This window comes from Paralysiella testudinis, from assembly GCF_016894345.1.
In the GTDB taxonomy this organism is placed as follows: domain Bacteria; phylum Pseudomonadota; class Gammaproteobacteria; order Burkholderiales; family Neisseriaceae; genus Paralysiella; species Paralysiella testudinis.
This window is the reverse complement of the sequence record NZ_CP069798.1, coordinates 2,524,371-2,539,884: the sequence shown is the minus strand read 5'-3', so window position 1 is coordinate 2,539,884 and position 15,514 is coordinate 2,524,371. Positions and strand designations below refer to the sequence as shown.

The window sequence follows — 15,514 nt, the reverse complement described above, 5'->3', positions numbered from 1 at the left end:
AACCCCTCCCGCGTCGCACCTGCGCAGGCAGGTGCCCAGTGCAAAGCAGCGCTTTGCTGACTCGTTACTGCCGCAAGCTTCAAAAATACAAAACCATGAAACTCAACCCCCAACAACACGAAGCCATTCATTATCTGGGCGGGCCGCTTTTAGTGCTGGCCGGTGCGGGCAGCGGCAAAACACGGGTGATTACCCAAAAAATCGCCTACCTGATTACCGAAGCCGGCTATCCGGCGCATCAAATCGCCGCCATCACCTTTACCAACAAAGCCGCGCGGGAAATGCAGGAGCGCATCGGCAAGCTGTTGGGCAAAGGGCAAACGCGCGGGCTTACCGTGTGCACCTTTCATTCGCTGGGCATGCGCATCTTGCGCGAAGAAGCGGCGCGGGCGGGCTATAAAAAGCAGTTTTCCATATTGGATGCCGCCGATGCGAGCAAAATCATTGCCGAGCTGCTCGGCAGCAGCGGGCGCGAGCCAGTATTTAAAGCGCAAAACCGCATTTCACGCTGGAAAAACGACCTCACGCTGCCTGAAACCGCCTTGCTGCAAGCCGAAAATGAATGGGAGCGGCAAATGGCGCAGCTCTATGCGGGCTATCAAGACACCTTAACCAGCTATCAAGCCGTGGATTTTGACGACTTAATCCGCCTGCCCGCCGAAATCCTGCGCGATCACAACGAAGTGCGCCACCGCTGGCAACACCGTTTGCGCTATTTGCTGATTGACGAATGCCAAGACACCAACACTTGCCAATACGCACTGATGCGCCTGCTTACCGGTGCCGAAGGTCAATTCACCGCCGTGGGCGACGATGACCAAAGCATCTATGCCTGGCGCGGCGCCAATGTGGAAAACCTGCGCCTGCTGCAAAGCGACTATCCGCAAATCAAAGTGATTAAGCTGGAACAAAACTACCGCTCCACCGCCCGCATCCTGCGCGTGGCCAACCAAGTGATTGCCCACAATCCCAAGCTGTTTGCCAAAACGCTGTGGAGTCAATACGGCTTGGGCGATATGGTGGATGTGATTGCCTGCAAAGACGAACAACACGAAGCCGAAGTGGTGGTGGGGCGCATTGCCCATCAAAAGCTGATTGGCGGCGATAAGGTGAATTATGCCGATTTTGCCATTCTTTATCGTGGCAATCACCAAGCACGCGTGTTTGAAGAAGCCCTGCGCAGCCGCCATATTCCCTACCGCCTCTCCGGTGGGCAAAGCTTTTTTGATAAGGCCGAAATCAAAGATGTGCTGGCCTATGTGCGCCTGCTGGCCAATCCAGACGACGATCCGGCCTTTTTGCGTGCCGTCACCACCCCGCGCCGCGGCGTGGGCGACGTAACCTTGGCCAAGCTGAACGCCTATGCCCAAATCGCCCATTGCAGCCTGTTTCAGGCAGCCCAGAGCATGGAAGCGCTGGCCGAATTAAACAGCAAAAACCGTGAGCATTTACAGCAATTTATGGCGCTGATGCAAGCACACCAAAGCCGCGCCGCCAGCGAGGCCGCGGGCAGCCTGCTGCAAAACCTGCTGCAAGACATCGGCTACGAAAACCACCTTTTGCTCAGCGAAGAAGGCAAAAGCGGCGAAATCAAATGGCGCAACGTGCAAGACTTGGCCGCCTGGATTGGCCGCAAAGGCGAGGCAGACGGCAAAAACATCCTCGAAATCGCCCAAACCATTGCGCTGATGACCTTGCTGGAAGGGCGCGATGAAGAAGAAACCGATGCGGTGAAAATGTCCACCCTGCACGCCTCCAAAGGGCTGGAATACCCGCAGGTGTTTTTGGTGGGCTGTGAAGAAGGGCTGTTTCCGCACGGCGACAGCGTGGAAGAAGGCAATATCGAAGAAGAGCGCCGCCTAATGTATGTGGGCATCACCCGCGCACAGAAAAAATTGGTGCTCACCCATTGCATCAAACGCAAACGCGCCGGGCAATGGCAGTTTCCCGAACCCAGCCGCTTTATCGACGAAATGCCCGCCGAAGACATTACCGTATTGGGGCGCAAAGGCGGCGCCCCGATTGTGAGCCAAGCCGAAGGCAAAAGCCGCCTCTCCGGCATGTTGGCGATGCTGGCCGACAAAAAACAGGGCGGCTGACAAAATGCGGCAGTTTTGCCCCTGCTGCGCAGAAATGGCCGTAAAGGTTAAATTATGCTTATAGATTATTTGTTTAAAATCAATATTCTGTGTTTGGTATAAGGCTTGCTATTATTAAGCAGAGTAAGTCTTCATAATGCGCAAGCATTATTGAGTGGATATACTTGATTTGTGTTTGTTTAACCCGGCTCATTTATGCGCCGGGTTTTTTTTTGTTGATTTTTGGGGTGTAGGCTGAGACTGTTGCAAAATGCCTGTTCTGTCGCTCCTGCGTAGGCAGGAGCCTAGTCTGAAGCACAGCTTCAGTTATCAGACAAACCACCACCATCAAACGCAAAATAATTAAATATTTGATTCTATATAAAATTGATTATTTTTAGAAATGTGCAAGATAAGCAAAGCGCGGCTTTGCACTGGGCACCCGCCTTCGCGGGTGCGACAGATATCTGGTTTTGCAAAGATCTGAGGCTGCCTGAAAGTATGTTGGTTGGCATTAATTGGCCAGCACTTGCGCCACGCCCTGATTGGCCAGTGCATCGGCGCGTTCGTTGTCGGCATGGCCGGCGTGGCCTTTTACCCAGTGCCAGCGCACGTGGTGCCGGGCGGTTTCGGCATCCAGCGCCTGCCATAAATCCACATTTTTCACCGGCTGCTTACTGGCGGTTTTCCAGCCGCGCGCTTTCCAGCCGCTAATCCATTCGCTCATGCCCTGCATCACGTATTTGCTGTCGGTGTATATATCCACCGTGCACGGGCGCTTAAGCGCGCGCAGGCCTTCTATTACCGCCATCAGCTCCATACGGTTGTTGGTGGTGGCAGGCTCGCCGCCGTAGAGGGTTTTTTCGTGGCTGCCATAGCGCATCAGCACACCCCAGCCGCCCACGCCGGGATTGCCTTTGCAGGCGCCATCGGTATACAAGGAAACCGCGTTGTCCATGGATTGACCGCCATGCTTAAGAGAGGGTGGCCATCATAACAAAAAGCGGGCGCAGAAGCGAAAAGGCATTGCGTGTGCCCACAAAAAACCGCCCGGCGTTGGGGCGGGCGGTTGTGTTTGGCTGCGGCCAAAAATTATTGATAACCGGCGCGACGCATCAACATCACGGCTTGTTTCTGGTTTTTGCCCGCCACCGATACATTGATAACGTCTTGCTTGAAGCTGCCCCAACGCGCCACTTTGGCATCGGGCTTGATGCGCGGGTTGGCCGGGTATTCATGGTTTAGGTCGGCAAACAGGTTTTGCGCTTCGGCACCGGAGAGCCATTCGATGAATTTTTGCGCGGCGGCCGGTTGTTTGCTGTATTTGGCCACGCCCGCGCCGGACACATTCACATGGGTGCCGCGGCCGTTTTGGTCGGCAAAGGCAATGCCCAGTTTGAGGTTGGGCTTTTGATCCATCAGGCGGCCATAGTAATAGGTGTTGCCAATGCCCACATCGCAACGACCTGCGGCAATGGCTTCCATCATGGCGGTGTCGTTGGGGAAGGGCGCTACGGCCAGATTACGCACCCAACCGCGCACGATTTCATCGGTTTTTTTGGCGCCCAGATTTTGCATCATGGTGCCCACCAGCGATTGGTTGTACACATTATTGGAAGTGCGTAGGCACAGGCGGCCTTTCCATTTGGGGTTGGCCAAGTCGGCATAGCTGGAAATGTCGGCCGGTTTCACTTTGTCGGTATTGTAGAAGATGGTGCGTGCGCGTACCGACAGGCCATACCATTCGTTTTTCGGGTCGCGCAAGTGTGCCGGAATATTGGTTTTGAGCACATTCGAGTTGATGGGGCGCAGCAAGCCCATTTGGCCGGCCTGCCATAAATTGCCGCCGTCTACGGTGATGAACACATCCGCCGGTGAGTTGCGGCCTTCGGCACGCATTTTTTCCATCAAGGGGCCGGCGGAATCTTGCACCAGCTGTACTTTGGTACCGGTTTGCTGCTCGTATTTGGCCACAATCGGCTTGAGCAGGTGTTCGGCGCGGGAAGAATACACCACCAGTGTGTCGGCATAAGCGGGGATGGCCGCGGCCAGGGCAATTGAAACAGCCAATGTTTTTTTCAACATTCCATTTTCCTTTGATTGGGTTGGATAGAATACCAATTCTAAAAAATAAGATAACAAGGCGGAACTGATTTACTTGGTACTTCAGCACCTTAGTAAATCGTTCTCTTTGAGTTGAGCCGCAGACAGTACAAGTAGTACGGAACAGAGTTTGTTGGCGCGCCTACGCCTTACAAAGTCGTTCGCTTTGCGCTAAGGCGAGCCAACGCAGTTAGGTTATTTTTTAGGATTGGTGTAACATCAACAGAAAGCCGCCAAACCCGCATGGGTAGGGCGGCTTTCTTATGGCTGCATTCTAGCAAGGTTTATGATAAATTGGAATAGGAATAGTTATCATTTTATTTGGAGATGATGATTATTGTGCATTGCGGCTTTCAGGCAGCCTTTAAACACGGCTTTACACGCTGGCCAAAACCTTAATATGCGCCGCCACGCTGCGCGCCAATGAGGATAAATCATAGCCGCCTTCCAGCACGGAAACGATTTTGCCTTGGCAATACAGTTGTGCAATCTGCATCAGCTGCTCGGTTACCCAGGCATAATCGGCTTCCACCAAGCCGAAGTTGCCCATATCGTCTTCCAGATGGGCATCAAAGCCGGCACAGATAAACACCAATTCGGGTTGGAATTCATGCAGGCGCGGCATCCAGATATTTTGCACCATTTCGCGAAAAGCATCGCCACGGGTACCCGAAGGCATGGGCACATTGATGATGTTGGGGTTGCTGCCCAGCGGTTTGTCGCCGCAATAAGGGAAGAAGGGGTGTTGGAAGCTGGAGAGCAACATAATGCGCTCGTCGTCTTGAAAAATTTCTTCGGTGCCGTTGCCGTGGTGAACGTCGAAATCCACAATGGCAATGCGGCTGAGGCGGTGCTCGGCAATGGCATGCATGGCGCCCACGGCCACATTATTAAAGAAGCAAAAGCCCATGGCCTTTTCGCTTTCGGCATGGTGGCCGGGCGGGCGGATGGCGCAAAAGGCGTTGGGTACTTTGCCGTCCACCACCATATTCACGGCTTTCACCACGGCACCGGCCGAATAACGTGCCGCTTTGAGGGTACCGCTGTTCATGGCGGTGTCGGTGTCCACGCGGTAGGTGCCCACGCTGGGCACCACCGATTCCAAGTAGCGGATATAGCGATCCGGGTGCACGCGCGCCAGCTGGATGTCGGTAACCTCGTCGGCGTCCACTTCTTGCAGAAAATCCATCAGTTGCGCGGCCATTAGCCGGTCTTTGATGGCGGCCAGCCGCTCCGGCCCTTCCGGGTGGCCTTCACCCATATTGTGGCCGAAGCAGGCGGTGTGGGTGATAAAGGCGGTCATGCCGGTGGTGGTGAAGTGGCTGGTGAACCAGTCGAACATGGGTTTCTCCTTGGCTTTTTATTGCTTTGTTTTCTTATTATCGGATTATAAGCTGGCCGTTGCGGCTTGTATTGCTGCGTTGCAACAAAATGACTTTGTCTTTTCAATATAATACGTCTTTCGGGGGCAAATAGACAACGGGGTTGTGTGATTGCTGTTGCAAGTGCGATTAGGCTGCCTGAAAAACAAAAAACACCGACATCTGCCCTTAGGCCGATGCCGGTGTTTTCAAGGATAAAACTGGGGTTTATTCGAATGCCAGTTTGCCGTCTTTTACGCCCACCATAATGGTGGATTCGGGTGCATAAGCACCGGCCAGCAGTTTTTTGGCCAGCGGGTTTTCGATTTCGCTCTGAATGGCGCGTTTGAGCGGACGGGCGCCGTAGATAGGGTCGAAGCCTTCGGCGGCAATCAAATCCAGTGCTGCTTCGTCTACCTGCAAATGCAGATCCAGTGCGGCCAAGCGTTTTTCCAGATTGCGCAGCTGGATTTTGGCAATGCTGCGGATATTGGCTTGGCTTAAGCCGTGGAACACCACCACTTCGTCAATGCGGTTAATCATTTCCGGGCGGAAGTTTTGTTTTACTTCTTCCATCACCACCGCTTTCACCGCATCGTAGTTTTCGGTGCCCATTTCCTGAATGCTTTGGCTGCCGATATTGGAGGTCATCACAATCACGGTATTTTTAAAGTCTACCGTGCGGCCTTGGCCATCGGTGAGGCGGCCGTCGTCGAGCACTTGCAGCAGGATATTGAACACATCCGGGTGCGCTTTTTCCACTTCATCCAGCAAAATCACGCTGTAAGGCTTGCGCCGCACTTGTTCGGTGAGAAAGCCGCCTTCTTCATAGCCCACATAGCCCGGCGGCGCGCCAATCAGGCGGGCCACGGCGTGTTTTTCCATGTATTCGGACATATCGATGCGGATTAAGTGGTCTTCACTGTCGAACAAGAAGCCGGCCAAAGCCTTGCACAGCTCGGTTTTGCCCACGCCGGTGGGGCCGAGGAACAAAAAGCTGCCGTAAGGTTTGTTGGGGTCGGCCAGCCCGGCGCGGGAGCGGCGGATGGCGTCGGCCACGGCGCGTACGGCTTCGTCTTGGCCAATCACGCGCTCATGCAGCACGTCTTCGATTTTCAGCAGTTTATCGCGCTCGCCTTCCATCATTTTGGCCACCGGAATGCCGGTCATGCGCGACACGATTTCGGCGATTTCGTCGGCGGTCACTTGCGTGCGCAGCAGCTTGTTCTTGCTTTCTTCATCGGATTTGCTTTCGGCTGCCTGAAGCTGGGTTTCCAGCTTGGGCAATTCTTCGTATTGCAGCCGTGCCAAATCCTCCCAGCGGCCTTCACGTTGCAGGGCGGCCATTTTTACTTTGAGCTGGTCGATTTGCTCTTTAATCCCGGCGCTGCCTTTGGCTACCGCACGCTCGGCTTTCCAAATTTCTTCGAGGTCGGCAAATTCTTTTTGCAATTCATTGATTTCACTTTCAATCAAATCGAAGCGTTTTTTGCTGGCGTCGTCTTTTTCTTTACGCAAGGCTTCGCGCTCGATTTTAAGCTGGATTAGGCGGCGGTTGAGCTTATCCATACTTTCGGGCATCGATTCGCTTTCCATTTTAATCAGCGATGCGGCTTCGTCAATCAAATCAATCGCTTTGTCGGGCAAAAAGCGGTCGGTAATATAGCGGTTGGACAATTCGGCCGCAGCCACAATCGCCGGGTCGGTAATGTCTACGCCGTGGTGGATTTCGTAGCGCTCTTGCAAGCCGCGCAAAATGGCGATGGTGCTTTCCACGCTGGGCTCGGCCACCATCACTTTTTGGAAGCGGCGCTCCAAGGCGGCGTCTTTTTCGATGTATTGGCGGTATTCGTCTAGTGTAGTGGCGCCGATGCAGTGCAGTTCGCCGCGCGCCAGCGCCGGTTTGAGCATATTGCCTGCGTCCATGGCGCCGTCGGCCTTGCCTGCGCCCACTAAGGTGTGGATTTCATCAATAAAAATCAGTGTGTTGCCATCGTCTTTGGCCAGGTCACTCAACACCGCTTTGAGGCGTTCTTCAAATTCGCCGCGGAATTTGGCACCGGCAATCAGCGCGGCCAAATCCAGCACCAACAGGCGTTTGTTGCGCAAAGATTCCGGCACTTCGCCATCAACAATGCGTTGCGCCAGCCCTTCCACAATAGCGGTTTTACCCACGCCGGGCTCGCCGATCAACACGGGGTTGTTTTTGGTGCGCCGTTGCAATACTTGGATGGCGCGGCGGATTTCGTCGTCGCGGCCAATCACCGGGTCCAATTTGCCGTCGCGGGCGCGTTGGGTGAGGTCGAGGGTGTATTTTTTGAGCGCTTCGCGTTGGTCTTCGGCATTGGGGTTGTCTACGCTGGCACCGCCGCGCACGGCATCAATGGCGGCGTTTAAGCCCGCTTCGGTGGCACCGGCCTGTTTGAGGATTTTGCCGGTGCTGCCGTTTTCCTGTACCGCCGCCAGCAAAAACAGCTCGCTGGCAATATAAGCATCGCCGCGCTTCATGGCGGCTTTGTCCATTAAATTCAAAATGTTTTGCAGCTCACGGCTGGGCAGAATTTCGCCGCCTTGGCCGGATACTTTGGGCAGGGCGCTAATAGCGGCTTGCACGCCTTGTTTCACTTGCGCCACATTCACGCCGGCATGCGCCAAGAGGGCGGCGCAGCCGCTGTCGTTATCATCAAGCAGGGCTTTGAGTACGTGTGCGGCTTCCAGATAGCCGCAATCGCCCGCCAGTGCCATGCTTTGGCCTTCTTGCAAGGCTTGCTGGAATTTGGCGGTGAGTTTGTCGAATCGCATTGTTTGTCTCCTTGGTATTGCACAGTAGATTTGAATTGATGGCTATATGGGTTTTTTAATAAGAATGTCAAGGCTTATTTAAATGTTTTTTTCAGGCAGCCTTTTGCTGTATCTATGCTCGCGCTAAGCCGCTTTATTTTGCCGGATTGAAACTGCGTTTTAGCTGCGCAAAAACTGCGTTTTGGTGAAATTGATGAATCAAATCCATCCTATGCGGACTGAAGTTACGCACCCACTTTCCAAAGCTATCTGAAATATAAAACTGAACCGCCCCGACTTTATAGGAGCCAGTTTATCTTGAGTCAAGCCGCCTTAGCCGACTCTTCCAATTGGCGATAATACGCCATTTCATACTCAGCCGGTGGCACATAGCCGATCGGCTCCAGTAAACGGTGGTGATTAAACCAATCCACCCATTCCAATCTCGCCCACTCCACATCAGCCATCCCCCGCCAAGGCCGTTGGGGTGGATGACTTCGGCTTTGTAAAGGCCATTGATTGTTTGGGCCGGCGCGTTGTCGTAAGAGTCACCCTTGGTGCCCACCGAAGCCTTCATCTGTGCCTGCCGCAGCCGCTCGGTGTAACCTATCGACAGATACTGGCTGCCTCGGTCACTGTGGTGGATAACCCCTTTCGGGCACCGGGCATACAAAGCCTGCGCCAATGCATCCATCACCATGTCGGTATCCATCCGTTTTGACACTTTCCAGCCGACAATACGCCGGGCAAAAACATCAATCACAAAGGCGGTGTATACAAAGCCCTGATGGGTGGTTACGTAGGTGAAATCCGCCACCCACAGCTGATTGGGACTCTCGGCGCTGAGCCGGCGTTTCACCCAATCACCTGCCCGTTGCAGTTGGGGGTCGCAAACCGTGGTGCGTTTGCCTTTGCCCCGCCACACACCCTGCATTTGATGCTTGCGCATCAGGTGCTCCACCGTACAGCGGGCAACGCGGTGACCATCCCGTAACAAAGCCCTCCAGACTTTACGTGCACCATAGATTTGGCGGCTCTGTTGCCAGATGTTGCGGATAAGGATAAGCAAATGTTCATCTTTCAGGCAGCGTCGGCTGCGCTGTTGCGGATGTTGGGATTGCTGTTGATGGCGATAGTAGCTTGACGGGGCAATCGGCCGATAACGGCCAAGCCGTTAACGATGTCCGGCGCATCAAGCAACTGGAAAAGAGAATAAAGAATTACAGCGCGCCAATGAAATTCTACGCCTGGCTGTCGCTTTTTCGCCCGGACGGAACTCGACCGCAAACCCAAGTAATGGTCAACTTTATCAATCGCCACAGAACCGCTTACGAGGTCGAGTCAATCTGCCGCATCCGGCCATATCGGCTTCATGCCGTTTAATCCAGCTGCGCAGGGTTTCGGGTGAACAGCCTATTTTGGTGGCGATGGCGACTATGTTCATCCATTGGGTTGGATATTCGCTGCGTTGCTCTTGTACCAGTCGAATGGCGCGTTGCTTTACTTCGGGTGCGTATTTGCTTTTCATGATGAGATTCTCTCAGAAAGTTGTGTCTCTCGGAATCTCGGGGCGGTTCAGTGCTGATGTAAGCGGCAAATGGCGGTTGTCATGGCGGTTTCAGGCAGCCTTAGGTGATAAAATGGTGTGTTTTTGTAAAAATAGGCTTGCCAGCCCACCACTTCACAGTTAAATTAAAGCCGTATGACATGCCCGATAGCGGCGGCGGTATTGCCCCGCAACACCATACGGGCAGTTTATTTCACCGGCATGGATGACAAAGAGGATGTAATAGATGAAACAAAACTTATTGGCTTGCGCTCTGATGAGCTTGTTTTTGGCGGCTTGCGGCGGCAGCGGCTCGACACAAAAAACCGATGCTGCTGCGGCTTCCGGTGCTTCCGCTCCGGCAACGGCAGCGGCACCTTCGGCCACCGGGCAGTTGAATATTTACAACTGGTCGGATTATGTTGATCCCGAAACGGTGGCCACCTTTGAAAAAGACAACAACATCAAAGTACGCTACGACTATTACGACAGCAACGAAACCTTGGAAGCCAAAGTACTCACCGGCCAATCCGGCTATGACTTGGTGGCACCGTCGCTGGTGAATGTGGGACGCCAAATTCAGGCCGGTGCCTACCAGCCCATCGACAAGAGCCAGATTTCCAATTACAACAATGTGGATCCCGAACTCTTAAAACTGATGGACAAGGTAGACCCCGGCAATAAATATGCGGTACCGTATTTCTGGGGTATCAACACCATCGGCATCAACAAAGATCAAGTGGAAAAAGCGCTTGGCGGCAAGCTGCCCGACAATATTTGGGACTTGGTGTTTAAGCCGGAATACACTGCCAAACTGAAATCGTGCGGCATTTCTTTCTTCGACAGCCCTTCGGAGCAATTCCCGCTGGTATTGCATTATTTGGGTAAAGATGCCAACAGCAGCAATCCGGACGACTTGAAAGCCGCCACCGAATTGCTCAAAACCGTGCGCGGTGATGTGAAACGCTTCAGCTCTTCCGGTTATATCGACGACATGGCGCGCGGCGACTTGTGCGTGGTCATCGGCTATGGCGGCGACTTACACATTGCTAAAAACCGCGCCATCGAAGCCAAAAACGGCGTGAACATTGATGTATTGGTGCCCAAAGAGGGTGTGGGCGTGTGGGTGGATTCGTTTATGATTCCCAAAGATGCGCAAAATGTGGCCAATGCACACAAATACATCAACTACACGCTGGATCCGAAAGTGGCGGCCAAAAACGGCGACTTCGTTACCTACGCTCCGGCCAGCAAACCGGCACGTGGTTTGATGAACAAAGAATATGCCGATGACCCGTCGATTTTCCCCACTGCCGAAGTGATGTCCAATAGCTTTGTGGTGCTGCCCAAATCACCGGATGCGGTTAACCTGATGGTGCGCCTGTGGCAGCAATTGAAAGCAGGCCAGTAATTCAGTATGCAGGGCACCACCCGCTTGCCGGCGCAAGCGGGTTTTTTACGTGATATGGGCGGCATAATATAAGCGGGGTTTACGGTATAATCGGCGGCTTGAGATTGAGGTAACAGCAGCGGTTTTACTGGCTTTCAGGCAGGCTTGAGAAAGTAAGCCGACAGCACACATTTGAAAGAAAAGCAGGCAGCATGAATATTCTGATTTGCAACGATGACGGCTATTTGGCGCAAGGCATTGCCGTATTGGCACGGGTGGCGGCCGAGTTTGCCAATGTGCGCGTGGTGGCGCCCGAGCGCGACCGCAGCGGCGTGAGCAATTCGCTCACACTAGACCGCCCATTGCGTATCCGCCAAGCCGCCAACGGTTTTTATTATGTGAGCGGCACCCCCACCGACTGCATCCACTTGGCCTTACATGCCATGCCCGAATTTACCCCCGATTTGGTGTTGTCCGGCATCAATCATGGCGCCAATATGGGCGACGACACCTTGTATTCCGGCACCGTGGCCGCGGCCACCGAAGCCTATTTACTCGGCATTTCGGCGGTGGCGTTTTCGCTGAACGACAAAGGCGATCGCTATTGGGATACCGCCGAAGCCGTGGTGTGGCAGCTGCTGTCGCACTTGTTGCAAGCACCGCCCACCGTGCCGATGTTGTGGAATGTGAATATCCCCGCCGTACCGCCAGATTTGCTGCAAGGCTGCAAAATCACCCGTTTGGGGCGGCGCCATCATGCGCAGTCCATTGTGCCTGCACGCAATCCGCGCGGTGAAGAAGTGTATTGGATAGGCCCCGTGGGCGAAGTGTCCGACCGCCAGCAAGGCACCGATTTTGCCGAAAACGAAGCCGGTTTTGTCACCATCACCCCCTTATCGGTGGATCTTACCGACTACCGCCAAATGGGCGAGGTGGCCGAATTCTGGCAAGGTGTGGCCTTGTGAGCCCGCCGGGCAACAGCCATTGGGCCGGCTACGAGCTGCGCCGCCAGCGCATGGTGGAGCGGCTCACGCACATGGGCATCCGCCGCACGGAAGTGCTGGCGGCCATCGGTGCGGTGCCGCGCCATTTGTTTGTAGAAGAAGCCTTGCGCTCGCGTGCCTACGACGATATGTCTTTGCCTTTGGGCTTGGGGCAAACCATTTCCCAGCCCTACACCGTGGCGGTGATGACGCAATTGCTGTTGGGCGAAGAACCGCTAAGCCAACGGCGGCGGGTGCTGGAAATCGGCACCGGCTGCGGCTATCAAACCGCGGTATTGCAAGCCTTGGGGCTGCCTGAAATTTATTCCATTGAGCGGCTGCGCCCATTACATGAACGCGCCAAACAGCATTTGCGCGCAGTTAAATTATTGCAGCAGGCACGGCTGGTGTGCGGTGACGGCTATTTGGGGCTGCCTGAAGTGGCTCCGTTCGACGGTATTTTGGTCACCGCTGCGCCGGCGCAAATTCCGCTGCCGCTGTTGCAGCAGCTGGCGGTGGGTGGGCGTATGGTGCTGCCGCTAGACGACGGCCATGCCCAGTTTTTATGGGTTATCGACAAAACCGAGCAAGGTTTTCGTGAAACCTGCATTCAAGAAGCCTTGTTTGTGCCGTTGGTTAACGGAATTTAAACCGACTTAACCCAGGCAAACAGCACAAAGCGGCCGGAAAGCTTGTACAGACCGCCAAGCATTGTTTATGATACTGGCTGTATTTGCGCAGGCGTTTGTGGCGGCTGTTGCATTTGGGCACTTAAATAAAAGGTAATCTTTATGTTGAATACACTGGTTTTCCGCTCGGGCTTGTGCGTAATGGCATTGGCTTTGGGAGCTTGTTCCATGTTGAAGCAGCCAGCGGCACCCATCGAAGCCGGCAACAGCGGTGCTGCGGGTGTTGAGGCCAACAATCCTTATGGCACTGCACCCTATACGCCACCCACCACTACCACCGCACCTTACACGCCGCCTGCCACAGCCGCCGGCGGTACTGGTGCTTATGTGCCCTCCTATGCTCCGGTAGACATCAATGCCGCCACCCACACTGTGGTGCGCGGCGATACGGTGTTCAATATCGCCAAACGTTATCAGATTACCCAAGACAATTTGCGTGCTTGGAATAATCTGGGCATGGACAACAATATTCAGGTTGGCCAAACCTTGCGGGTAAAACCGGCTGGCTATGTAGCACCGCCTACCGCGGTTGTGGTGGCGACCCCGCCCACCAATACCACGCCGGTTACCCCGCCGCCCACAAGCACCCCGCCGGTAAGCACCACACCGCCGCCGGTGGTCAGCAGCAATGCCGGCGGCACCCGCACGGCTGGCGGCGTGGTGTGGCAGCGCCCAACCCAAGGCCGCATCTTGCAAGGCTTTGGCGGTAACAGCAAAGGCATTGATTTTGGCGGCAGCATTGGCCAGTCTGTGGTAGCGGCGGCCGATGGCAAAGTGGTGTACAGCGGCTCCGGTTTGCGCGGCTATGGCAATCTGATTATTGTGCAGCACAATCAAACCTTCCTCACCGCCTACGGCAACAACCAAAGCCTGTTGGCCAAAGAAGGCCAGCAAGTGAAGCGCGGCCAACAAATTGCCACCATGGGTAACAGCGATGCCAGCCGCACCCAGCTGCATTTCGAGCTGCGTGAAAATGGCCAGCCGGTGGATCCCAGCCGTTATTTGCCGATGTAAGTTATCTGTATTGAATTTAGCTCATTTGAATTGAAAAGGCTGCCTGAAAGCATTTATCACGCTTTCAGGCAGCCTTTATGGTTTTATCGTGTGGCCAATTAGGCTTGCAGTAGGTGGTGGCGGGTGGCGATTTGGCGGCGCAAGGCCAAGCTGTTGCCCACCAAACCGATGTCGTTGTGGCCGGAATCATCGGTTTCCATCACCAGCATTTGCTGCGGCCGCCCGGCATGCAGGCTCATGCGCATTTGCGCGGGAGTAAAGGGCAGGCCGTGTTTGCGGGCAAAAGCTTGTGCGCGTTGGTTGGCGCTTTTCATCATCGGAATCAGGGTAACGTCTAAATGAAATACCTTCACGCCCAATACCAGAATGCGGGCGGCAAACCAATCGGCTTCGGTGGTGATGTGCTCGGGGGTGGGGGCATCGAAAGCCAAGCGCTCGGCAGCAATCAAGCAGGCCACAGTGCGCACTTGCGGAATCAGGGCTTCGCTGAGCATAAATGGTTTGGTAAAACCGGGCTGGGCGGCGCACAAGTCGGGGCGGTGCTGGTTGCCGTTAACAATCATGTACCAACGGCGCAAGGTGGGGGCTAGGCTTGTGGTGGGGGGCGTGAGCGGGGTTTTCAATTGCGCCAACATGATGGTCTCCGTGGGTTTTGTGTGCATGATAATGCGGCTTTATTAAGGTTTTATTTTGGCGACCACATTAAAAAAGCCGCCTCGTTACATCGGGGCGGCTTCACTTTTTCTGTTGCTGGCGCTGTGTTATACAGACGCAAAAAAGTACCGCACCGAGGTGGGGTACCAGTAATAAGCAAAAGAAGAAAAAGAGGTTTGCGTGTTCATGAGGTGCAGCTTAGCCCAGTTTGCCTAGCAGTGTCAACAGCCAATGTAAAAATTGGCCGATTAAGATGATAAATTGGCGCAAGCCTTCCATTTTATTCGCCCCACTTGCGCAGTAAGCTGTGCTCAATGTGCAGCTGATCCAGAATGCGCGCCACCACAAAATCCACCATATCGGCCACGCTTTGCGGATGCTGGTAGAAGCCGGGGGCGGGCGGCAAAATGCAGGCGCCCAAGCGCGCCAGTTTGAGCATGTTTTCCAGATGAATCGCCGATAACGGGGTTTCGCGAGGTACTAAAATCAGCGGGCGGCGCTCTTTCAGGCAGACATCGGCGGCGCGTTCTATTAAGTGGTCGGATGTACCGGCGGCTATGGCCGCCACCACGCCCATGCTGGCGGGGCAGATTACCATGGCATCGGCCGGATTGGAGCCGGAGGCCGGTGGAGCAAACCATTCGTCTTTGCCGAACACGCGCAATTGTGCCGGGGCTGCCTGAAAGCGTGCCTGCAGTAGGGCAGCGCATTGGCCGGCGTTGCTCGGTAAGGTGAAGTCCATTTCCTGCTTAGCCACCACTTGTGCGGCGGGCGAATAGAGCAGCCAGACGGTTTTACCGGCGGCCAGCAAGCATTCCAACAGCCGCATACCGTAGGGCATGCCGGAAGCACCGGTGAAGGCGAGGGTAACGGTGTGTATGGGGGGTGAAATTGGGTAAAGCATAAATTGGGTGG

11 protein-coding genes and 1 pseudogene are annotated in these 15,514 nt (G+C 54.6%); 5 read left to right on the top strand and 7 right to left on the bottom strand.

Annotated elements, in window-relative coordinates:
- Window positions 1–95: 95 nt before the first annotated feature.
- Window positions 96–2,099 (top strand): DNA helicase Rep, encoded by a 2,004-nt coding sequence (gene rep / locus JQU52_RS12915; RefSeq protein ID WP_230338875.1) that lies wholly within the window; start codon window positions 96–98, stop codon window positions 2,097–2,099.
- A gap of 493 nt (window positions 2,100–2,592) precedes the next feature.
- Here rep and rnhA read toward each other — a convergent pair whose 3' ends face one another.
- From rnhA to JQU52_RS12890, 5 genes and pseudogenes are all read right to left on the bottom strand, one after another.
- On the bottom strand, window positions 2,593–3,036 hold the full coding sequence (gene rnhA / locus JQU52_RS12910) for a ribonuclease HI (RefSeq protein WP_230338874.1): 444 nt from the start codon (window positions 3,034–3,036) through the stop codon (window positions 2,593–2,595).
- A gap of 134 nt (window positions 3,037–3,170) precedes the next feature.
- On the bottom strand, window positions 3,171–4,163 hold the full coding sequence (locus JQU52_RS12905; RefSeq protein WP_230338873.1) for an extracellular solute-binding protein: 993 nt from the start codon (window positions 4,161–4,163) through the stop codon (window positions 3,171–3,173).
- Window positions 4,164–4,557: 394 nt separating this feature from the next.
- A complete protein-coding gene (locus tag JQU52_RS12900; RefSeq protein ID WP_230338872.1) occupies window positions 4,558–5,523 on the bottom strand; it encodes a histone deacetylase family protein in 966 nt (321 codons plus the stop codon).
- A gap of 247 nt (window positions 5,524–5,770) precedes the next feature.
- A complete protein-coding gene (clpB, locus tag JQU52_RS12895; RefSeq protein WP_230338871.1) occupies window positions 5,771–8,344 on the bottom strand; it encodes an ATP-dependent chaperone ClpB in 2,574 nt (857 codons plus the stop codon).
- 302 nt (window positions 8,345–8,646) lie between these two features.
- Window positions 8,647–9,851: pseudogene (locus JQU52_RS12890) on the bottom strand (IS3 family transposase).
- Window positions 9,852–10,116: 265 nt separating this feature from the next.
- Here JQU52_RS12890 and JQU52_RS12885 point away from each other — a divergent pair.
- The 4 genes from JQU52_RS12885 to JQU52_RS12870 all read left to right on the top strand — a co-directional run bounded on the left by JQU52_RS12885 (window position 10,117) and on the right by JQU52_RS12870 (window position 13,945).
- On the top strand, window positions 10,117–11,280 hold the full coding sequence (locus tag JQU52_RS12885; RefSeq protein WP_230338870.1) for a polyamine ABC transporter substrate-binding protein: 1,164 nt from the start codon (window positions 10,117–10,119) through the stop codon (window positions 11,278–11,280).
- 191 nt (window positions 11,281–11,471) lie between these two features.
- On the top strand, window positions 11,472–12,224 hold the full coding sequence (gene surE / locus JQU52_RS12880) for a 5'/3'-nucleotidase SurE (RefSeq protein WP_230338869.1): 753 nt from the start codon (window positions 11,472–11,474) through the stop codon (window positions 12,222–12,224).
- A 50-nt stretch (window positions 12,225–12,274) separates the two neighbouring features.
- Window positions 12,275–12,892, top strand: coding sequence for a protein-L-isoaspartate(D-aspartate) O-methyltransferase (locus JQU52_RS12875; RefSeq protein WP_230340590.1), 618 nt, complete (start codon window positions 12,275–12,277; stop codon window positions 12,890–12,892).
- 141 nt (window positions 12,893–13,033) lie between these two features.
- Complete coding sequence (locus JQU52_RS12870) at window positions 13,034–13,945, top strand: peptidoglycan DD-metalloendopeptidase family protein (RefSeq protein WP_230338868.1); 912 nt, start codon at window positions 13,034–13,036, stop codon at window positions 13,943–13,945.
- Between the two features lie 98 nt (window positions 13,946–14,043).
- Here the strand turns inward: JQU52_RS12870 and JQU52_RS12865 are convergent, their stop codons facing one another.
- Together JQU52_RS12865 and JQU52_RS12860 are read right to left on the bottom strand one after the other, a co-directional pair.
- The gene (locus tag JQU52_RS12865; RefSeq protein ID WP_230338867.1) at window positions 14,044–14,607 is read right to left on the bottom strand and encodes a hypothetical protein; all 564 of its coding nucleotides are present in this window, start codon (window positions 14,605–14,607) and stop codon (window positions 14,044–14,046) included.
- 272 nt (window positions 14,608–14,879) lie between these two features.
- The gene (locus tag JQU52_RS12860; RefSeq protein WP_230338866.1) at window positions 14,880–15,503 is read right to left on the bottom strand and encodes a flavin prenyltransferase UbiX; all 624 of its coding nucleotides are present in this window, start codon (window positions 15,501–15,503) and stop codon (window positions 14,880–14,882) included.
- Between the last annotated feature and the right edge of the window lie 11 nt (window positions 15,504–15,514).